This is a genomic window from Kumtagia ephedrae, assembly GCF_003012745.1.
GTDB lineage: Bacteria > Pseudomonadota > Alphaproteobacteria > Rhizobiales > Rhizobiaceae > Kumtagia > Kumtagia ephedrae.
Genome location: NZ_PXYK01000010.1, coordinates 1 through 18,487 on the forward strand (window position 1 = coordinate 1; position 18,487 = coordinate 18,487).

At 65.7% G+C, this 18,487-nt stretch carries 21 protein-coding genes; 19 read left to right on the plus strand and 2 right to left on the minus strand.

From position 1 onward, the window contains the following. Window positions 1-130 precede the first annotated feature (130 nt). The gene (locus tag C7I84_RS11745; RefSeq protein ID WP_106772390.1) at window positions 131-1,657 is read right to left on the minus strand and encodes a sensor histidine kinase; all 1,527 of its coding nucleotides are present in this window, start codon (window positions 1,655-1,657) and stop codon (window positions 131-133) included. 133 nt (window positions 1,658-1,790) lie between these two features. Between C7I84_RS11745 and C7I84_RS11750 the strand changes: the two genes are divergently transcribed. The 7 genes from C7I84_RS11750 to C7I84_RS11780 all read left to right on the plus strand — a co-directional run bounded on the left by C7I84_RS11750 (window position 1,791) and on the right by C7I84_RS11780 (window position 5,621). Beyond that, complete coding sequence (locus C7I84_RS11750; protein WP_342587162.1) at window positions 1,791-2,348, plus strand: thermonuclease family protein; 558 nt, start codon at window positions 1,791-1,793, stop codon at window positions 2,346-2,348. A gap of 66 nt (window positions 2,349-2,414) precedes the next feature. Next, window positions 2,415-3,026, plus strand: a complete 612-nt coding sequence (locus tag C7I84_RS11755) for a glutathione S-transferase (RefSeq protein ID WP_106772392.1) — start codon at window positions 2,415-2,417, stop codon at window positions 3,024-3,026. Window positions 3,027-3,089: 63 nt separating this feature from the next. After that, entirely contained in the window at window positions 3,090-3,401 is a 312-nt protein-coding gene (locus C7I84_RS30330) for a DUF6894 family protein (RefSeq protein ID WP_207770996.1), read from the plus strand. 86 nt (window positions 3,402-3,487) lie between these two features. After that, window positions 3,488-4,117 (plus strand): uracil-DNA glycosylase family protein, encoded by a 630-nt coding sequence (locus tag C7I84_RS11765; protein ID WP_106772393.1) that lies wholly within the window; start codon window positions 3,488-3,490, stop codon window positions 4,115-4,117. Window positions 4,118-4,226: 109 nt separating this feature from the next. Further along, a complete protein-coding gene (locus C7I84_RS11770) occupies window positions 4,227-4,718 on the plus strand; it encodes an Lrp/AsnC family transcriptional regulator (protein ID WP_106772394.1) in 492 nt (163 codons plus the stop codon). 149 nt (window positions 4,719-4,867) lie between these two features. Continuing rightward, window positions 4,868-5,158, plus strand: coding sequence for a hypothetical protein (locus C7I84_RS11775; RefSeq protein WP_106772395.1), 291 nt, complete (start codon window positions 4,868-4,870; stop codon window positions 5,156-5,158). A 94-nt stretch (window positions 5,159-5,252) separates the two neighbouring features. Continuing rightward, window positions 5,253-5,621 (plus strand): hypothetical protein, encoded by a 369-nt coding sequence (locus C7I84_RS11780; RefSeq protein ID WP_106772396.1) that lies wholly within the window; start codon window positions 5,253-5,255, stop codon window positions 5,619-5,621. 4 nt (window positions 5,622-5,625) lie between these two features. Here the strand turns inward: C7I84_RS11780 and C7I84_RS11785 are convergent, their stop codons facing one another. Then, window positions 5,626-6,039: a DUF4864 domain-containing protein gene (locus tag C7I84_RS11785; RefSeq protein ID WP_106772397.1), complete on the minus strand. Its 414-nt coding sequence runs from the start codon at window positions 6,037-6,039 to the stop codon at window positions 5,626-5,628. Between the two features lie 260 nt (window positions 6,040-6,299). Between C7I84_RS11785 and C7I84_RS11790 the strand changes: the two genes are divergently transcribed. The 12 genes from C7I84_RS11790 to C7I84_RS11850 all read left to right on the plus strand — a co-directional run bounded on the left by C7I84_RS11790 (window position 6,300) and on the right by C7I84_RS11850 (window position 18,437). Beyond that, on the plus strand, window positions 6,300-7,712 hold the full coding sequence (locus tag C7I84_RS11790; RefSeq protein WP_165816052.1) for a circularly permuted type 2 ATP-grasp protein: 1,413 nt from the start codon (window positions 6,300-6,302) through the stop codon (window positions 7,710-7,712). A 138-nt stretch (window positions 7,713-7,850) separates the two neighbouring features. Continuing rightward, on the plus strand, window positions 7,851-8,792 hold the full coding sequence (locus tag C7I84_RS11795; protein ID WP_106772399.1) for an alpha-E domain-containing protein: 942 nt from the start codon (window positions 7,851-7,853) through the stop codon (window positions 8,790-8,792). Further along, window positions 8,792-9,586 (plus strand): transglutaminase family protein, encoded by a 795-nt coding sequence (locus C7I84_RS11800; RefSeq protein ID WP_106772400.1) that lies wholly within the window; start codon window positions 8,792-8,794, stop codon window positions 9,584-9,586. Before C7I84_RS11795 ends, C7I84_RS11800 begins: the two co-directional genes overlap by 1 nt. A 30-nt stretch (window positions 9,587-9,616) precedes the next feature. Further along, window positions 9,617-10,351 carry a proteasome-type protease gene (locus C7I84_RS11805; RefSeq protein WP_106772401.1) on the plus strand — a complete coding sequence of 245 codons (735 nt, stop codon included), beginning with the start codon at window positions 9,617-9,619 and terminating at the stop codon, window positions 10,349-10,351. A gap of 243 nt (window positions 10,352-10,594) precedes the next feature. Beyond that, window positions 10,595-11,599 carry an ABC transporter substrate-binding protein gene (locus tag C7I84_RS11810; protein WP_106772402.1) on the plus strand — a complete coding sequence of 335 codons (1,005 nt, stop codon included), beginning with the start codon at window positions 10,595-10,597 and terminating at the stop codon, window positions 11,597-11,599. A gap of 61 nt (window positions 11,600-11,660) precedes the next feature. Continuing rightward, a complete protein-coding gene (locus C7I84_RS11815) occupies window positions 11,661-12,473 on the plus strand; it encodes an ABC transporter ATP-binding protein (RefSeq protein WP_106772543.1) in 813 nt (270 codons plus the stop codon). Continuing rightward, complete coding sequence (locus C7I84_RS11820) at window positions 12,460-13,320, plus strand: ABC transporter permease (RefSeq protein WP_106772403.1); 861 nt, start codon at window positions 12,460-12,462, stop codon at window positions 13,318-13,320. Before C7I84_RS11815 ends, C7I84_RS11820 begins: the two co-directional genes overlap by 14 nt. Before the next feature lie 229 nt (window positions 13,321-13,549). Continuing rightward, window positions 13,550-14,878 (plus strand): cytosine deaminase, encoded by a 1,329-nt coding sequence (locus C7I84_RS11830; protein ID WP_106772404.1) that lies wholly within the window; start codon window positions 13,550-13,552, stop codon window positions 14,876-14,878. Beyond that, window positions 14,860-16,248, plus strand: coding sequence for an FAD-binding oxidoreductase (locus C7I84_RS11835; protein ID WP_106772405.1), 1,389 nt, complete (start codon window positions 14,860-14,862; stop codon window positions 16,246-16,248). The genes C7I84_RS11830 and C7I84_RS11835 overlap by 19 nt, the downstream gene beginning before the upstream one ends. A gap of 226 nt (window positions 16,249-16,474) precedes the next feature. Continuing rightward, window positions 16,475-17,056 (plus strand): NAD(P)H-dependent oxidoreductase, encoded by a 582-nt coding sequence (locus C7I84_RS11840; protein WP_106772406.1) that lies wholly within the window; start codon window positions 16,475-16,477, stop codon window positions 17,054-17,056. Then, a complete protein-coding gene (locus C7I84_RS11845; protein WP_106772407.1) occupies window positions 17,056-17,643 on the plus strand; it encodes an NAD(P)H-dependent oxidoreductase in 588 nt (195 codons plus the stop codon). Before C7I84_RS11840 ends, C7I84_RS11845 begins: the two co-directional genes overlap by 1 nt. Window positions 17,644-17,714: 71 nt before the next feature. After that, a complete protein-coding gene (locus C7I84_RS11850; protein WP_425351329.1) occupies window positions 17,715-18,437 on the plus strand; it encodes a hypothetical protein in 723 nt (240 codons plus the stop codon). The last annotated feature ends 50 nt before the right edge of the window (window positions 18,438-18,487 follow it).

Consider the following 18,487-nt stretch of genomic DNA (forward strand, 5'->3'; position numbering starts at 1 on the left):
AACATGGTGCGCGCCGCAAACGACAAGCACAGCCTCAAGGTCAGACGCAAAAAGGCAAACCTCAATCAGCACTACCTCGAAACCCTCCTCAGGCAGACCCAGAATTAACCTGAAGCGATTCCCCTGGGGTTCACCGTTTCCGCCCCGCGACGGCCCGGCCCGGCGCGGGCATCGCCGGTAGTTTCTCCATCACCCGGGCGGCCGGGAAGGTCACCAGCACCTCGGTGCCTTCGCGCAGCTTGGAGAAAATGTCGAAGCTGCCGCCATGCAGCGCGATCAGCCCTTGCACGATCGGCAGGCCGAGGCCGGTACCCTGTTCGGCGCTCTTGATGGCGATGGCGCCCTGGCCAAAGGCCGACAGCACGACCGGAAGCTCGTCCTCGGCGATGCCGGGGCCATTGTCCTTCACCGACAGATATTGCCCGCCGCCGGCCGTCCAGCCGACCCGGACGCGGATTTCGCCGCCCGTCGCGGTGAATTTCACCGCGTTCGACAGAAGATTGAGCGCGATCTGGCGGACCGCCCGCTCGTCGGCGTTGAGGCGCGGCATGCCCGGCTCGAATTCCTCGACGATGCGGATGTCCTTGCCGCGCGCCTTCAGCGTCATCATGTGACAGCAGTCCTCGACCGTCTGGACGAGCGACAGCGGCTCGGCATTGAGCTGGTAGCGCCCGGCCTCGATGCGCGACAGGTCGAGGATCTCGTTGATCAGCGTCAGAAGATGCTGCCCGGACGAGTGAATGTCGTGGGCGTAGTCGCGATAGGTGTGGTTGGCCATCGGACCAAGCACCTCGCTGCCCATCACCTCGGAGAAGCCGAGGATGGCGTTCAGCGGCGTTCGCAGTTCATGGCTCATCGAGGCGAGGAAGCGCGACTTGGCGAGGTTGGCCTCCTCGGCACGGTGGCGGGCCTCGTCGGACATCGCCTTGGCCGTCTCCAGTTCGGCGATCAGGGCGTCCTTCTCGGTGCGGAACGACAGCAGCATCAGCGACGATTTGTTGATGTGGGCGGAGATGTAGGAAAAGAAGGGCAGGGCGAGCACCAGCAGCCCTGCCATGATCGCGTCCACCGGCTGGGACAGCCGGGCGCCGATCAGCACGTAGAGCAAGACGGGCAGGGCGAAGGTGGCGACCAGAGCGCCGCGCAATGACGCTGCGATCAGCGCCGTGGCGGCGACGGCAAGCAGCAGCAGCACCGCCTTGACCACCGGAAACTGCTCGACGCCGCATTCGTCGCAGCTGAGCGTCATCAGATAGGCCCAGCCGAGCCCCGAGGCGAAATGCGCGGCCAGGAAGGCGCGTCTGGTCCGCCCGACATCCACGTCGCCGGACGCCGTCCGGTCGACCCGCCGTGCGATCAGCAGGAGCCCGGCATAGCAAGCGACGGTGATCAGTGCCCAGACGGCGATCGTCCTGCTCATGCCGACGGCAAGGCCGCCCATGGCGATGAGCAGCACCAGCACGGGCACGGCGGTCGCGCAGAAGATCGTCGAGCGCGCATGCAGCTTCAAAAGTTCCCGGTCGAAGCCGATGCTGCCCGGCCGCTGCACCAGACGGTCGCGCATGCGGCGCACGGCCTGCGCCACCTCGCTGTTGCGATGCGGTTTGCGCCGATCCACAATGATCTTGTCAGCCGTGGTGCTGTGCGTCGGCGACATTCCGATTCGGATTTTTCGCGTGCTGAAACCAGACGGCAGGCTAGTTGCGAATGATTAATGGACTGTTTGCCATATGAGCCGGTCATGGCCGGCGCGCGCTAGGAGGCCACGGCCGCGAGCCCGGCGTAGCCTGTTGCGCAGGTTTTTCGATCTTTTGCTGGCCGTGGCGATCCTCGGGCTGCTGGCGCTTCTGGCGGCGCGGTTGGACCGCGTCGAGACGCGCCGCCTGAGCGGGGCGGTGGTCGTCAACGACGGCGATACGATCACGGTGGGCACGGAGAAGATCAGGCTGCGCGGCATCGACGCCCCCGAATTCACCCAGAGCTGCATGAGAGACGGCAAGAGCTATCCCTGCGGCCGCCAGGCGCGGCAGCGGCTGCGCACGCTGATCGGCAACCAGCCGGTCGCCTGCTCCGGCTGGCAGCGCGACAAGTTCGGCCGCCTGCTCGGCACCTGCTCGGCCGGGTCGACCGAGCTCAACCGAACTCTGGTGGAGGAGGGCTGGGCGGTCGCCTTCGGCGATTTCGAGGACGAGGAGCTGTCGGCGCGACGGGCCGGGCGCGGCCTGTGGGCGGGCGAGTTCGACCGGCCCCGGCACTGGCGCGACACCCATGGCAGCATGGCCGAGGTCGACCACGATCGGCTTGGCGCGCTGTGGAACTGGCTCAGGCAAATATTCCACCTTGGCTGATCGCCGCGGAATGGCCAATCTCGTCCTGTTTTAAGGGCTGATCGGATTGCAAACGGAGGAGACCGGATGAGACTGTTCGACGGCGGCCGCGCGCCCAATCCGCGCCGGGTCAGGATCTTTCTCGCCGAGAAGGGCATCGCGGTGCCGCTGGTGCCGGTCGACATGGGCGCGCTCGGCCACAAGGGCGAGGAGCTGACGGCGCGCAACCCGCTGCAGCGCCTGCCCGTACTGGAACTGGACGACGGAACCGTGCTCACCGAATCGGTGGCGATCTGCCGCTATTTCGAGGAGCTTCATCCCGAACCGGCGCTGTTCGGCCGGGGCGCGCTCGGCAAGGCGCTGGTCGAGATGTGGCAGCGGCGCATCGAGCTCAATTTCTATCTGCCGGTTTCCTTCGCCTTCCGCCACACCCACCCGGCGATGAAGGACTGGGAGGTGCCGCAACTTCCTGAATGGGGCGAGATGAACCGTCCGAAGGCGGTCGAGTTCATGAAGATCCTCGACACGCATCTTGCGTCGCACGAGTTCGCGGCAGGCGAGGACTTCAGCATCGCCGACATCACCGGCCTGGTGGCGCTTGACTTCACCAAGCCGGCCCGGATCGCAATTCCGGAAGAACTCGAGAACGTGCAGCGCTGGTATCGGGCACTGAAGGCACGCCCGAGCGCGGGAGCTTGAGACCGGTCGGATTTTAACCCCCTGGTCCTGTGGGACCGACTGGCCGGGCCAAGCGCATAGAGCATGACAGGAACTCAACGGCATCGGAAAGCTTTTTGGTCGAGCAGCAAGCCAAAAGGTCATTCCATGTCCCGATACTACTTCGACACCCATGACGGCGTGGAACCTTTCCGCGACGACGTCGGGCTTGATATCGAAACTTTGGAGCATGTGAGGCGAGCGGCCATAGAGGCGCTGCCGGACATGGCCCGCGAGGACCTGCCCGACGGTGAGGAAAGAACCTTCCGGGTGAGTGTGCGAGACGAGCAGGGCGGCGTGATCTTTGTAGCGGAGCTTGCCTTTCGCTCCGGCTGGCTGTCCGGAAAGACCGGTTGAAGCGACAGGGCTGTCTCGGTTCCTTGATCGGATCAGGGGAGACGTCGAGTGCTGGAAATCGCAAGAGAAAGCTGCAAATACGGACAATGCCGACCCACGCGAACGCCGATCTCGACAGCCTCGCCGGACACATCCGCGCCTGCCGCCTCTGCCTTGAACGTCCCGCCGGCCGTGCGCTTCCGCACAAGCCGCGCCCGGTGCTGGTGCCGTCCACCAGGGCGCGCATCCTGATCGCCGGGCAGGCGCCGGGGACCAAGGTGCATGCGACCGGAATTCCCTTCAACGACGCGTCCGGCGACAGGCTGCGCGACTGGCTCGGCGTCGCGCGAGACGCCTTCTATGACCCGGGGAATTTCGCCATCGTGCCGATGGGTTTCTGTTTTCCCGGACAGGATGCGCGCGGCGCCGACCTGCCGCCGCGCCGCGAATGCGCCCTCGAATGGCGGCAGCGGCTGATGGCCTTGATGCCGCAACTGGAGCTGGTGCTGGCGATCGGCCTCTATGCGCAGGCCTGGCACATGGGCGCGAGCCGGCGACGCTCGCTCACCGAGACGGTCGAGGATTGGCGCACCATCTTCGCCGCATCGGCCGCGCCGAAAATCCTGCCGCTGCCGCATCCGTCATGGCGCAACACCGGCTGGATGAAGCGCAATCCCTGGTTCGCGGCCGAGCTGCTGCCCTTCCTGCGCACGCAAATCGCGATGCGACTTGGCTGACGCCGGCGCAATGTGCGTTTCCCGAAACGCCTTGGCGGGCAAAAATCTTCCTTGTGCCGCTGTGGCGGAATGATAGGTTGCGTGGAATATTTTTCTCCCGGAGCGACCCATGGACCGCCTCGATCGCAAAATCCTTCGCCTGTTGCAGGAAGATTCCACGCTCGCCGTTGCCGACGTCGCAAAAAAGGTGGGCCTGTCGACGACGCCGTGCTGGCGGCGCATCCAAAAGCTGGAGGAGGAAGGCGTCATCCGGCGGCGGGTGGCCGTCCTCGACCCCGAAAAGATCAATGCCCGGGTCACGGTGTTCGTGTCGATCCGCACCAATTCGCACAGCCACGAATGGCTGCGGCGCTTCTCCGAGGTTATCCAGGAGTTTCCCGAGGTCATCGAGTTCTACCGCATGAGCGGCGACGTCGACTATCTGCTGCGAGTGGTCGTGCCCGACATCGCCGCCTACGACGCCTTCTACAAGCGGCTGATCGCCAAGATCGAGATCCGCGACGTGTCGTCGTCCTTCGCCATGGAGCAGATCAAGTACACGACCGAGCTGCCGCTCGACTACATGCTGCTCGACAAGGAGGCGCACTCCAACGCGGCGTGAGGAGCCAGCGGGAACAACGGAAAACAAAGAAGCAACATCAAAGAAGCGACGTAATTTGGCGTCCGGCGATCGACGCGCCTGTGACATAGTTGACTTGCGGTTGGTTCGGCAGGATGATTCCTCGAAGTGAGCAAGACGGAGATGCGGCTATGATCTCAGACAGCCGCTTGAAATCGGAGATTGAAAAAGTTGTCCGCGAGCAAGTTCACAGCGGCAAGGTCACCGATGTTGCCGTAAAGTCAGGTACGGGGTCTGACGGGGACGAAATAATTCGGGTTCACGTAGTGTATGAAAGCAAATCCAGCATCATCGATGCACAGGAAACCGTGAACGTGATGCGCAACGTTCGGGGCCGATTGGAAAAGATGGGTGACGACCGATTTCCTGTCTTCTACTACGTTGCGACTTCGGAGGTGGGAAAAATAGCTGAATCCAGATGACTTTTTAGAGGTTGCAAGGCTCCTGGTCGCAAGCGGTCCGGGCCGCCCCTCGCAGGCGCAACTGCGGCGCGCGTGCAGCACCGTCTACTATGCGATGTTCCATTCTCTTGCCCGCTCCTGTGCCGACCTGTTCATTGGTGGCGATGGATCGGTGAGGAGCAGACAGGCGTGGGTGGAAGTATACCGGGCACTTTCGCACGGCGCGGCAAGGGCTGCCTGCGAAGACAAGAAGGGGATGACCAGGTTCCCCAGCCCGATCGTCGATTTTGCCGCCAAGTTCGCCGAAATGCAGCATAAGCGACATGAAGCTGATTATGATCCGCATGCGAGATTGCTGAAATCCGATGTCGAGGCGGATATCGGCAGTGCAGATATCGTAATCTCCGGCTTCCTTGCTGCACCCGTCAAGGATCGACGGGCCTTTGCGTCGTGGTGTCTTTTCCGCAATACCAAAAGACTCTGAAATTCTACATGCTGAGCGCGTTGGAGGCCTTCAGGCTGACCCCGGTGATGCGGTAGCGGCCGTCGGGCTGCAGTTCGAGCGTGTAGAGCGCTTCATAGTCCCTGCCGTCGGGGCCGACGATCATCACCTGCTGGGCGATCGCCGATCCCGCCTCCTGCGCTTTGCCGAAGGCGAAGCTGCGCGGCCTGTAGACCGGCTGGTAGGCGCCGGTCACCATTCCCATGAAGGACTCCAGCGTCGGAAATATCCGCTTGATGGAGGGGGCCGCGTGCCCGTAGGCCGCGGCATTGTCTCCGCCGCGGAACGCGCCGATCTGTGCCTCGATCGTGCCTTGTGCCGCCCTGACCTCGGCCTCGCCGGCGAATGCTGCGCCGGCGATGAACGGCAGGCTCATCAGTGCTGCGGGAATGCTGCGCATGCGGAAAATCCCCTCGCGGCCGTACGGCGCCCGGCAGCTCCGCCGGCCCCTGCCGAGTATACGCCGAATCCGCCCCGGTGGTTTCACGATCGCCGCGAATCTCCTCCGTCCGCGTGCCGAAAGTGTCCGCAGGCGGCGAGGCAAACTGCCTTGTTCTTGGGCGTTTCGCCGAAACTGCCCACGCAAGCGCCGCAAGCCTCCGATTGCGCTTGCTTTTCCGCGCGGGGCCATTTGAAATGCGGTCACAGGGGAGTTCGCGCTTGGTTGCGTTCGATGAGATGTCGCCGGACAAGTCCGGCATCCGCAGACCGTATTTCGGCTATGACAGCTGGCTGAGGGAACAGGACACCGCCAGGCTGTCGGAAAAGACACGCGACGCCGAACGCGTCTTCCGCAAGACCGGCATCACCTTCGCCGTTTATGGCGAGGCGGAAGCCGCGGAACGGCTGATCCCCTTCGACATCGTGCCGCGCATCATCTCCGGCCAGGAATGGCGGCGCCTGACGCAGGGCATCGAGCAGCGCGTGCAGGCGCTCAACGCTTTCCTCGACGACATCTACCACCGCCAGGAGATTTTGCGCGCCGGGCGCGTGCCGAAGGAGCTGGTCGCCAACAACGCCGCCTTCCTGCCCGAGATGATCGGCGTGCGGCCGCCCGGCGGCGTCTACACCCACATCATCGGCGTCGACGTCGTGCGGACCGGCGAGGACGACTTCTTCGTGCTGGAGGACAATGCGCGCACGCCGTCGGGCGTGTCCTACATGCTGGAGAACCGCGAGACGATGCTGCAGCTCTTTCCCGAGCTGTTCCAGCGCGTGAAGGTGCGGCCGGTCGAGGACTATCCGAAGCTGCTGCGCCAGTCGCTGGCCGCCGTCCGACCGGACGGCGTCAAGGGCACGCCGACCATCGCGGTGCTCACCCCCGGCCTCTACAACTCCGCCTATTTCGAACACGCCTTCCTCGCCGACCAGATGGGCGTCGAGCTGGTCGAGGGTCAGGATCTCAGGGTGGTCGACGGCCACGTCGCCATGCGCACGACCCAAGGCTACAAGCGGATCGACGTGCTCTACCGCCGCGTCGACGACGCCTTCCTCGATCCGCTCACCTTCAACCCGGATTCGGCGCTCGGCGTGCCCGGCATCATGGACGTCTACCGCGCCGGCAACATCACCATCGCCAACGCACCCGGCACCGGCATCTCGGACGACAAGGCGATCTATTCCTACATGCCCGACATCGTCGAGTTCTACACCGGCCGCAAGGCGATCCTCGGCAACATCCCGACCTGGCGCTGCTCGGAGCCGGGCAGCCTGAAATACGTCCAGGAGCACCTCGCCGAGCTGGTGGTGAAGGAGGTGCACGGCTCCGGCGGCTACGGCATGCTGGTCGGCCCGGCGGCGACCAAGAAGGAGCGCGAGGAGTTTTCCAAAAAGCTCGCCGCGCGGCCGTCCAACTACATCGCCCAGCCGACCCTGTCGCTGTCGACCTGCCCGGTGCTCACCGATGCCGGCCTCGCCCCGCGCCATGTCGATCTCCGCCCCTTCGTGCTGGTCTCCGACCGCATCCAGATCGTGCCCGGCGGCCTGACGCGCGTGGCGCTGAAGGAGGGCTCGCTGGTGGTGAATTCCTCGCAGGGCGGGGGGACGAAGGATACGTGGGTGTTGGATGACTAGGGTGAATGGTGAATGGTGAAATGGTGAATGGTTTGGTGCCTAGAAAAAACTGGCTGGCGTCATGACGGTCCTTAATCTCGTGCGAACTCGCGACCATTCACCATTCACCATTCACCATTCACCTCGCGGAGCCGCCTGATGCTCCTCGGTCGCACCGCCAACGGCCTCTACTGGATGAACCGCTACATCGAGCGGGCGGAGAACATGGCGCGGCTGCTCGACGCCGGGCTGCGCATGGCGCTGACGCGCACGGCGAGCTCGGCCGAGGAGTGGAACTCCGTCGTCGTCAGCGCCGGCTGCGACGTCGCCTTCCGCAACCGCCATCCGGAGGTCTCTGCCACCGCCGTCGCCGACTTCCTGCTGCGCGACGTCACCAATCCCTCGAGCGTGCTGGCCTCGATCGAGACGGCGCGCGGCAATGCCCGCATGGTGCGCACGGCGCTGACGCGCGAGACCTGGGAGAGCATCAACGAAGCCTGGATGGCGATGAGGCGGGTGCTGGCCAGGCCGGTCGACGAGCGCGACCTGCCGAGCGTGCTCGACACCATCAAGCGGGAGACCGCACAGATCCGCGGCACCTTCCACGGCACCATGCTGCGCAACGAGATCTTCGATTTCGCCCAGCTCGGCACCTTCATCGAGCGTGCCGACAACACGGCGCGCATTCTCGACGTCAAATATTACGTGCTTTTGCCGTCGATCCACTGGGTCGGCTCGTCGCTCGACAACTACCAGTGGGAATCGATCCTGCGCTCGGTGTCGGCGCACCGCTCCTACCGCTGGGTGTACGAGGCCGACTACCGGCCGACCAACATCGCCGAATACCTGATCCTCGACGCCCGCATGCCGCGCTCGCTCGCCTTCTGCTACCGCAACCTGGCCGACAGCCTGCGCTATCTCGAGGAAGCCTACGGCATCCGCCACGCCTGCCACGACACGCTGGCCGCGACGACGGCGAAACTGAAGGGCGCGACGATCAAGCAGATATTCGATTCAGGACTGCACGAGTTCCTCACCGCCTTCATCCAGGACAACAACCGCCTCGGCGACGAGGTCGCCCGCAGCTATCGGTTCTACTGATGCGGCTGAAGATCACCCATCGCACGGAATACAGCTACGACGTACCGGTCCAGTACGGGCTGCAGCGGCTGCGCCTAGTGCCGCAGAGCGGGCCGACGCAGGCGGTGGTGTCCTGGGCCCTCGAAATCGCAGGCGCGCGCGAAGAGGTCCGCTTCGCCGACCAGTTCGGCAACGAGACGCGGCTGGTCAGCGTCGAGGGCGAGCCGCACGGCGTGTCGGTGGAAGCCGGCGGCATCGTCGAGACCTTCGACACCTCCGGCATCGTCGGCCCGCATCAGGGGTTTGCGCCGCTCTGGCTGTTCGCCCGCGAGACCGCGCTGACCGTGGCGGCGGACGGCATCGCTGCGCTGGCCGACGCGGTCGCGCCGGCGAGCGAGGTCGACAGGCTGCACGCGCTGATGGACGCCGTCGCCGATAAGGTCGCATACGTGCCCGGCTCCACCCACGCCGGCACAAATGCAGAGGAAGCGATAGCGCTGGGCAAGGGCGTGTGCCAGGATCAGGCGCATGTCTTCATCGCCGCCGCTCGCCGGCTCGGCTATCCCGCCCGTTACGTCAGCGGCTACCTGCTGCTCGACGGCACGGTCGACCAGGTCGCCAGCCACGCCTGGGCGGAAGCGCATGTCGAGGCGCTCGGCTGGGTCGCATTCGACGTCGCCAACCGCATCTCGCCGGACGAGCGCTACGTGCGCCTGGCGGTCGGGCGCGACTACCGCGAGGCGATGCCGGTTTCCGGCATTCGGCTGGGACAGGCGGCGGAAGCGCTTGCGGTCCACATCACGGTGGAGCAGTAATCCCCGCGAACGTTACGCGGAATCACGCTTATGACCTATTGCGTCGGCCTCAAGATCGAACGCGGGCTCGTCTTCATGTCGGACACCCGTACCAATGCCGGCATCGATTCCATCTCGACCTTCCGCAAGATGCATGTGTGGGAGCGGCCGGGCGAGCGCGTCGTCGTGCTGATGTCGGCCGGCAATCTCGCCACCACGCAGAACGTGATCAGCCTGCTCAACGGCCGTGCCAAGCCGCTGGAGGAGCGCAAGGCCGCCGTGCTGGAGACGCCGTCCATGTATCAGACGGCGAAGCTGATCGGCGACACGGTGAAGGAGGTCATCCACGATTCGAGCCCGGCCGGCCAGAAGGCGGACAGCTACTTCAACGCCTCCTTCATTCTCGGCGGCCAGATCCGCGGCTCCGAGCCGCGGCTGTTCATGATCTATCCCGAAGGCAACTTCATCGAATCGACCGACGACACGCCGTTCTTCCAGGTCGGCGAGACCAAATACGGAAAGCCGATCATCGTCAGGACCTACGACCGTGCCATGAGCTTCGCCGAGGCGGTGAAGCTGCTCATCGTCTCCTTCGATTCCACCTTGCGCTCCAACCTGTCGGTCGGCCTGCCGCTCGACCTGCTGTTCTACGAGGCGAACAAGTACAAGGTCGGCGTGCAGAAGCGCATCGGCCAGGACGATCCGTATTACCGCACGGTGTCGGAAGGCTGGTCCGACGCCCTGAAGAACGCCTTCAAGAGCCTGCCCGACTTTCCGGAGAAATAGGCCGGGACAGACCGGCAAACGGTGTTCGGCGGGTAGGGCAGGGGGACTGCACAGGCGCGGGGCACCGTGGACAGGCGCTCGCAAATTATGCACGATGCGTCGCGCGAGGGCAGGGCACGAGCGCTTGTTCAGTGTCCGCCGCCGGCGGCGTCTGCGGGTCGGCAGTGGCATGCGGCTTGCATCGCGGATTGACGGATTGCAGCAGTGCCGCGCGGCATGCGCGGCCGACGAGGGGTGGTGTCGATGAACGGAAATCTCGCGAAAATCTCGGTCGCGCTCGCGGCTCTTGCCGCGTCGGCCTATGGCGCTGTTGCCGCCGAGAAAGTCACCTTCATGACCAATTGGCTCGCCCAGGCCGAGCATGGCGGCTACTACCAGGCAGTCGCCGACGGTACCTACGCCGCCTGCGGCCTCGAGGTCACCATCCAGCAGGGCGGCCCGCAGGTCAGCGGCCGGCCGCTGTTGCTTGCCGGCAAGATCGACTTCTACATGGGCGGCAATCTGCAGCAGGCGTTCGACGCGGTCGCCCAGAACATCCCGCTGCGCGTCGTCGCCGCCTCCTTCCAGAAGGAGCCGCAGGTGGTCATGTCGCACCCGGGGCAGGGCCTCGATACGTGGGAGGAACTGCCCAAGGCCGAGCAGTACATCATCGGCGACGAGGGGGCGCAGAGCTTCCTCCTGTGGATGGCGACCGAATACGGCTTCGACGTCTCCAGGCGCGTGCCCTATACCTTCAATCCGGCCCCGTTCCTCGCCAACAAGAAGTCGATCCAGCAGGGCTACGTCACCTCCGAGCCTTTTGCGATCGAGAGGGAGGGCGGCTTCGTGCCGAACCAGTTCCTGCTCGCCGACTACGGCTACAACACCTATGCGACGACGATCGAGGCGATGCAGAAGACGATCGACGAGCGCCCCGAGGTGGTCCAATGCTTCGTCGATGGCTCTGCCAAGGGCTGGTACAGCTATCTTTACGGCGACAACAAGGCCGCCAACGAGATGATCAAGAAGGACAATCCCGACATCACCGACGAGCAGATCGCCTTCTCGATCGCGCAGATGAAGAAGTTCGGCATCGTCGATTCCGGCGATGCCGAAAAGCTCGGCATCGGCGCCATGACCGACGAGCACATCCAGAGTTTTTACGACAAGATGGTCAAGGCCAAGGTGCTGCCGGAAGGCATCGACATCAAGAAGTCCTACACGCTGCAGTTCGTGAACAAGGGCGTGGGGCTCGATCTCAAGCAGTAGGGCCGCTGCATCGCGACGGGAAGCGGATCAGAATGCCACGATGACGGTATCGACGGCCGGAATGAAGCGTGACGGCCCGATGCCGGACGACGAAGGCGAGCCGCTGCTGATCCTGCGCAATGTCGGCAAGACCTTCTCGAACGGCGTCACCGCGCTGGCAGATGTCGACCTGACCATCCGCCAGGGCGACTTCCTCAGCCTGCTCGGACCGTCGGGTTGCGGCAAGTCGACGGTGCTCAGGCTGATCGCCGGCCTGACGACGCCGACCTCGGGTACGCTCGACTGGCGCAAGGCGCTCGGCGAGGATTGCGTCGGCTTCGTCTTCCAGGAGCCGACGCTGCTGCCCTGGGCCGATGTTTTCGACAATGTCTGGCTGCCGCTCAGGCTACGCGGCCGCTCGCGCGCCGAAGCGGCATCGGCGGTCGGTACGCTGCTGGAGCGGGTGCGGCTCACGGGATTCGAGAAGGCGATGCCGCGCGAGCTTTCCGGCGGCATGAAGATGCGCGTCTCGATCGCGCGGGCGCTGGTCACGAAGCCGCGGCTCCTCCTGATGGACGAGCCCTTCGCCGCGCTCGACGAGATCACCCGTTTTCGCCTCAACGACGACCTGCTCGATCTCTGGCAGGAGCAGCACTTCACCGTGGTCTTCGTCACCCACAGCGTGTTCGAGAGCGTGTTCCTGTCCAGCCGCATCGCCGTCATGGCGGCGCGGCCGGGCCGCGTCTTCGACGAGATCGCCGTGGAGACGCCGCAGCCGCGCAGCGAGGCGTTCCGCACCTCGCCGGATTATGCCGCGCTCTGCCGGCAGGCCTCCGACGTGTTGCTCGGAGCAATCAACCAAGCCCCGGCGGGAGCGCGCAATGGCGGCCGTTGAAGAACGGCGCTCCGCTGCCCTCGCGCTCGATCCCGAGGAGGCGCGGCGCGCCCGCGGCGCCCGGCTGGAAAGGGTCGGCCGGTGGCTGCTGCCCATCCTCATCATGGTCGCCGCCGTGTGGCTGTGGGACCGCCTCTGCGTGTGGAACGAGATCCCGCGATACATCCTGCCGCGCCCGGGCGTGGTCGCAGCGACGCTGATAACCGACCGGGCGCTGCTGTTCTCGTCGCTGCTGGTGACGCTGCGCATCACCTTCCTCAGTCTGCTGCTGGCCGTGTTCGGCGGCGTCGGCCTGGCGATCCTGTTCACCCAGTCGAAATGGGTGGAAATGTCGTTCTTTCCCTTCGCCATCGTCTTGCAGGTGACGCCGATCGTGGCGATCTTTCCGCTGATCAACATCTATGTCGACAACCAGACCGCGAAACTGCTGCTCTGTTCATGGATCGTCGCTTTCTTCCCCATCCTCTCCAACACGACGCTCGGCCTGAATTCCGTCGACCGCAACCTGCTCGACCTGTTCCGCCTCAACGGCGCCTCGCGCTGGCAGCAGTTGCGACTGCTCAAGCTGCCGGCGGCGATGCCCTATTTCCTCGGCGGCCTGAAGATCGCCGGCGGCCTGTCGCTGATCGGCGCGGTGGTGGCGGAGTTCGTCGCGGGCGCGTCCGGCCAGTCGTCGGGGCTCGCCTCGCGGATCATCGAGGCCGGCTACCGGCTGAACGCGCCGCGCCTGTTCGCCGCGCTGTTCCTGATCTCGCTCACAGGCATCCTGATCTTCCTGGCGCTGTCGCTGGTGTCGCACCTCGCCCTGCGGCGCTGGCACGAAAGCGCGCTGTCGGCGGAACGGTGATGATGAGAGTGGACAATTGTTGGCCTGCGCTTCGTCGCCCCCCCCTCTGTCCTGCCGGACATCTCCCCCGCAAGGGGGGAGATTTGCAGTTCCGCTCTGGGCGCTTCTCCTACCGCGCTGGTGATTTGCGAAGCACACGCGGCCGGCTAATCTCCCCCCTTGCGGGGGAGATGTCCGGCAGGACAGAGGGGGGTGCGAAGGGACGCGGCCTGTCCTTGCGGCAGCCAGCATGACCGACCTCCTCATTCCCACCTCCGGCTGGTACGTGCTCGGCAATGCCCGGCTGCACGGCTCGCTGACGCCCGGCCTCGACGGGCCGTTCGACCGCGACGGCTTCGCGCTGGTCGACATCGCCATCGCCGACGGCAAGGTCACGGGCATCGCCGCCCGCGGCGAGCGGCCGGCGCCGCCGCGCAGCATCGACCTCGCCGGCCGGATCGTGCTGCCCTGCTTCGTCGACTGCCACACCCATGTCGACAAGGGCCATATCTGGCCGCGCATGCCCAATCCCGACGGCTCCTTCGCCGGCGCGCTCGGCGCCGTCGGCGCCGACCGGCTGGTGCACTGGAACGCCGCCGACGTCGCCCGCCGCATGGATTTCTCGCTGCGCACCGCCTATGCGCATGGGACCAAGGCCCTGCGCACCCATCTCGACTCGGTCGCGCCGCAGGAGACAATTTCCTGGCCGGTCTTCGAAGAAATGCGGGACGAGTGGCGTGGCCGCATCGACCTGCAGGCGGCGAGCCTGATCGGCATCGAAGGCGTCCGCGAGGCGGCCTGGTTCGAGACGCTGGCGCGCCGCGTGGCGGCGGCAAAAGCCGTGCTCGGCGCCGTCACCTACATGCTGCCCGATCTGGAGCCACTGCTCGACCGCGTCTTCCGCACCGCGATCGAATTCGGCCTCGACCTCGATTTCCACGCCGACGAGACCGGCGATCTCGCCGCCGTGTCGCTGCGCAGGATTGCCGAGGCTGCCCTCAGACACCGCTTCGGGGGAAAAATCCTGGTCGGCCATTGCTGCGCGCTGTCGCGCCAGCCGGACGGCGAGGTCCTGGAAACGCTCGACAAGGTCGCCGCGGCAGGCATCGCCGTGGTGTCGCTGCCCATGTGCAATCTTTTCCTGCAGGACCGCCGGCACGACGGCACCACGCCGCGCTGGCGCGGGGTGACGCTGCTGCACGAGATGAAGGCGCGGGGCATTCCCGTCGCCGTCGCCTCAGACAACACGCGCGATCCGTTCTACGCCTATGGTGACCTCGACATGCTGGAGGTCTACCGCATGGCGACGCGCATCCTGCATTTCGATCATCCCGTCGGCGACTGGCCGAAGACGGTCGCGGCGACGCCGGCCGAAATCATGGGCGTCGATGCGGGCCGGCTCGCCGTCGGCTCTCCAGCCGATCTGGTGATCTTCAAGGGCAGGAGCTGGACGGAACTGTTGTCGCGGCCCGAATCCGACCGCATCGTGGTGCGCGACGGGCGGGCGATCGAGCGCAGCATCCCGGACTATTGCGAACTCGACGAGCTGATGGGAAGCGCATGGACATCGAAGCCCTGAAACGCGAGCTCGACGGCATCAGGATCGAGGACAATCCGGCGATCGTCCAGCAGAGGAGCCGCGACTTCTACTGGTACAGCCCGGTGCTGAAGCGGCAGCTCGAGCATGTAACCGGCGATCTCATCGTCTCGCCGAAGGACGAGGCCGAGGTGGTCCGCGTGCTCGCCGCCTGCTTTTCGCACGGCGTTCCGGTGACGCCGCGCGGCACCGGCACCGGCAATTACGGCCAGGCCATGCCGCTGTCTGGCGGCGTGGTGCTGTCGCTGGCCGAGATGAACGAGGTCCGCGCCATCGCGCCCGGCCGGGTGGTGTGCGGGCCGGGCGCCATCCTCGCCGATATCGACCGGGCGACGAAAGCCCATTCGGCACAGGAGCTTCGCCTGCATCCTTCGACCTATAACACCGCTTCCATCGGCGGCTTCATCGCCGGCGGCTCCGGCGGCGTCGGCTCGATCAATTTCGGCGGCCTGCGCGATTTCGGCAACGTCATCCGGCTGCGCGTCGTCACCATGGAAGCCGATCCGAAGGTTTTGGAGCTGAGCGGCGAGGACCTGCACAAGGTCACCCACGCCTACGGCACCAACGGCATCATCACCGAGGTGGAGATGCCGCTTGCCGCCGCCTATGACTGGGTCGACGTCATCGTCGGCTTCGACCGGTTTTCCGACGCCGCCCGCTACGGCAATGCGCTCGCCTGCCAGGACGGCATCCTGACCAAGCTGATCACGCCGGTCGCCGCGCCCGCGCCCTGGCTCTATTTCAAGCGCCATCAGAAATTCCTGCACGAAGGCCTGAGCGTCGTCGTCTGCATGGTGGCGCCGCACGCGCTCGACGCTTTCCGCGCCTTCACCCGGCGCGAGAGGGGCAAGGTGATCTTCGACGCCTCGCTGGTGGAGGACAGGAAAGGCCTGCCGCCCGCCTACGAGCTCGCCTGGAACCACACGACGCTGAGGGCGCTGCGCGTCGACCCGTCCATCACCTACCTGCAGTCGCTCTATCCCTTCCCCCACCAGCTCGACCTGGTGGAGAGGGTCGACGGCCTGTTCCCCGAGGTCACCTCGCATCTCGAATTCGTGCGCTTCGACGGCAACATCACCTGCTTCGGCCTGCCGCTGGTGAAGTTCACCACCGAGCAGCGGCTGGACGAGATCGTCCGCCTCTACGAGGACAATGGCTGCCCGATCTTCAACCCGCACCGCTACACGCTGGAGGAGGGCGGCATGAAGCAGACCGACGAGATCCAGCTCGCCTTCAAGCGCCGGGCCGACCCGCAGGGCCTGCTCAACCCGGGAAAAATGATCGCCTGGGAGAATCCGGGTTACGACTACCGGTCAGGGAAAACATTCCTATTCAAGGGGCTGGAGCGATGAAGAGCACAACGCCCTCCCTCCCCCTCAAGGGGAGGGTGGCCGCGAAGCGGCCGGGTGGGGTCGTCGCGGCAGCGCTCTACGCCAAGGTGCGCAAGACCTTGCGCCGGCAAACCTCCGCGGCCGTCTCCGCTCGACGTGGAGGAGCGCCGAGACAGGCGGCAACGCCCCCAGCCCAATCCGCTTCGCGGATCGACCCTCCCCTCGAGGGGGAGGGAAAGAACCGTCCATGACCATCCTCGTCCTCCACGCCCATCCGGTCGCGACGAGTTTTAACGCCGCCTTGCACCGGACGATCGTGGAGCGGCTGCGGGCGAACGGCCATAACGTAGACGATTGCGACCTTTACGCCGAAAACTTCGAGCCGCGCCTGAGCACCGCCGAGCGTCTCGCCTATCACGATCCCCGCCACCCTGGCGAGCCGATCCACCCTTATGCCGAGCGGCTGCTTGCGGCGGAGGGGCTGGTGCTGTGCTATCCCGTCTGGAATTTCGGCTATCCGGCGATCCTGAAAGGCTTTCTCGATCGCGTTTTCCTGCCGGGCGTCAGCTTCCAGCTGGTCGACGGCGTGGTAAGGCCGGCGCTGCACGACATCCGCAGGGTCGTCGCCGTCACCAGCTATGGCGGAAGCCGGCTCAATGCCTTCCTGATGGGCGACCCGCCGCGAAAGCTGGTGACGCGCGTGCTGCGCGCCATGGTGAGGCCGGGCGCCTCGGTCTCCTACCTCGCACATTACGGCATGAACGTCTCCACGCCGGCCTCGCGCGCGGCCTTCATGCGCAAGGTGGCAGCCAGGATGGATGCGTTCTGATGCGGATGCTGGTCGTCTACTGCCACCCGGTGCCGGAGAGTTTTTGCGCCGCCCTGCGCGACACGGCGCTGGAGGTGTTCCGCCGCCGCGGCGACGAGCTCCGCCTGGTCGACCTCTACGCCGAGGGCTTCGATCCGGTGATGACCTGCGACGAGCGGCGTGGCTACAATGACGGCCCGCCCGCCGACCCCGCGCTCGTGCCGTATGTCGAGCACCTGAAATGGGCGGAGGCGGTGCTGTTCGTCTATCCCACCTGGTGGTACGGCCTGCCGGCCATGCTGAAGGGATTCTTCGACCGCGTCTGGGCGACCGGGGTCGCCTTCGACCTCGCCAGCGACGGCGGCCGGATCGTCTCGCGCATCTCCCACATAACCCGCATCGGCGTGGTCACCACCTGCGGCGCGCCGCGGCTGTGGTCGTTCCTGATCGGCCAGCCCGGCCGCAAGACGATCCTGCGCGGCATGCGGGCGCTGTGCGCGAAGCGCAGCCGCACGCTCTATCTCGCCCATTACGACATGGACCGCTCGACGCCGGCCTCGCGCGCGGCCTTTCTGGAGAAGGTGAGGCGGCGGCTGGAGCGGTTCTGAGCGGCGCGCTCCCATCGAAAGCCGGAGGCGTTGCGGCCGCAACACGCGCCAGCATAAGGTGCTTCATGCAGATGCCGAAACAGAGCGCGGCAGGCCCGGATCAGAATTACGGCTGCATAGTTCGGACGCGAGATTTGGCGCGTGAACTAGCTGGGCATGGCCTTATCCCGCGCGGGGGCTTCAACTTCGCCGACGGCGAAGACGCACCGCCCGGCCCGTCCGGCGCGCCGGCGCAGGCGGTTCTGCTGGTCGGCCAGGCCGGTGCAGCGCCATGGCTGCATTTCCTGAAGTGGAGGGAGGCTCAGCCCCCCGGCCTGGAAAATCCCCTCGACACCTGGTCGCGCGAGGTGATCGGCGCGGTCGCGGGGCGCTTCGGGGCGAGGGCGGTGTTTCCCTCCGAAAGGCCCTACCTGCCGTTCCAGCAATGGGCGATGCGCGCGGAGAAGCTGAGACCGTCACCGCTGGGCATCCTCATGCATCCGGAATACGGCTTGTGGCACGCCTATCGCGGCGCGCTGCTTTTCGACCATGAGCTCGACCTGCCCGACCCCGGCGCGCCGGCCCATCTGTGCGACGCCTGCGCGGAAAAGCCCTGCCTGGCGTCCTGTCCGGTCGATGCTCATTCGGCGGCCGGTTTCGACCATGCCGGCTGCCTGGAATATGTGCGCTCGGCTAAGGGTCGGGCCTGCGCGAGCCGGGGCTGCCTGGACCGCAACGCCTGTCCGCACGGCGCCGCCTATCGCTATCCGGCCGAGATGCAGGCTTTTCATATGCGGGCATTCACGGGCAATTGATCTTCGGCGCAAGCTGCGCAACCATCGCGGGCGGGGAGCTTGAGTCACGG

Coding starts and splice junctions, on each gene's coding strand:
- C7I84_RS11775 (WP_106772395.1), top strand. CDS start 4,868: ATGATCTCAGACAGCCGCTTGAAATCGGAGATTGAAAAAGTTGTCCGC.
- C7I84_RS11800 (WP_106772400.1), top strand. CDS start 8,792: ATGCGGCTGAAGATCACCCATCGCACGGAATACAGCTACGACGTACCG.
- C7I84_RS11785 (WP_106772397.1), bottom strand. CDS start 6,039: ATGCGCAGCATTCCCGCAGCACTGATGAGCCTGCCGTTCATCGCCGGC.
- C7I84_RS30330 (WP_207770996.1), top strand. CDS start 3,090: ATGACAGGAACTCAACGGCATCGGAAAGCTTTTTGGTCGAGCAGCAAG.
- C7I84_RS11830 (WP_106772404.1), top strand. CDS start 13,550: ATGACCGACCTCCTCATTCCCACCTCCGGCTGGTACGTGCTCGGCAAT.
- C7I84_RS11850 (WP_425351329.1), top strand. CDS start 17,715: ATGCCGAAACAGAGCGCGGCAGGCCCGGATCAGAATTACGGCTGCATA.
- C7I84_RS11770 (WP_106772394.1), top strand. CDS start 4,227: ATGGACCGCCTCGATCGCAAAATCCTTCGCCTGTTGCAGGAAGATTCC.
- C7I84_RS11755 (WP_106772392.1), top strand. CDS start 2,415: ATGAGACTGTTCGACGGCGGCCGCGCGCCCAATCCGCGCCGGGTCAGG.
- C7I84_RS11835 (WP_106772405.1), top strand. CDS start 14,860: ATGGACATCGAAGCCCTGAAACGCGAGCTCGACGGCATCAGGATCGAG.
- C7I84_RS11765 (WP_106772393.1), top strand. CDS start 3,488: ATGCCGACCCACGCGAACGCCGATCTCGACAGCCTCGCCGGACACATC.
- C7I84_RS11795 (WP_106772399.1), top strand. CDS start 7,851: ATGCTCCTCGGTCGCACCGCCAACGGCCTCTACTGGATGAACCGCTAC.
- C7I84_RS11840 (WP_106772406.1), top strand. CDS start 16,475: ATGACCATCCTCGTCCTCCACGCCCATCCGGTCGCGACGAGTTTTAAC.
- C7I84_RS11815 (WP_106772543.1), top strand. CDS start 11,661: ATGAAGCGTGACGGCCCGATGCCGGACGACGAAGGCGAGCCGCTGCTG.
- C7I84_RS11820 (WP_106772403.1), top strand. CDS start 12,460: ATGGCGGCCGTTGAAGAACGGCGCTCCGCTGCCCTCGCGCTCGATCCC.
- C7I84_RS11780 (WP_106772396.1), top strand. CDS start 5,253: ATGTTCCATTCTCTTGCCCGCTCCTGTGCCGACCTGTTCATTGGTGGC.
- C7I84_RS11745 (WP_106772390.1), bottom strand. CDS start 1,657: ATGTCGCCGACGCACAGCACCACGGCTGACAAGATCATTGTGGATCGG.
- C7I84_RS11810 (WP_106772402.1), top strand. CDS start 10,595: ATGAACGGAAATCTCGCGAAAATCTCGGTCGCGCTCGCGGCTCTTGCC.
- C7I84_RS11845 (WP_106772407.1), top strand. CDS start 17,056: ATGCGGATGCTGGTCGTCTACTGCCACCCGGTGCCGGAGAGTTTTTGC.
- C7I84_RS11805 (WP_106772401.1), top strand. CDS start 9,617: ATGACCTATTGCGTCGGCCTCAAGATCGAACGCGGGCTCGTCTTCATG.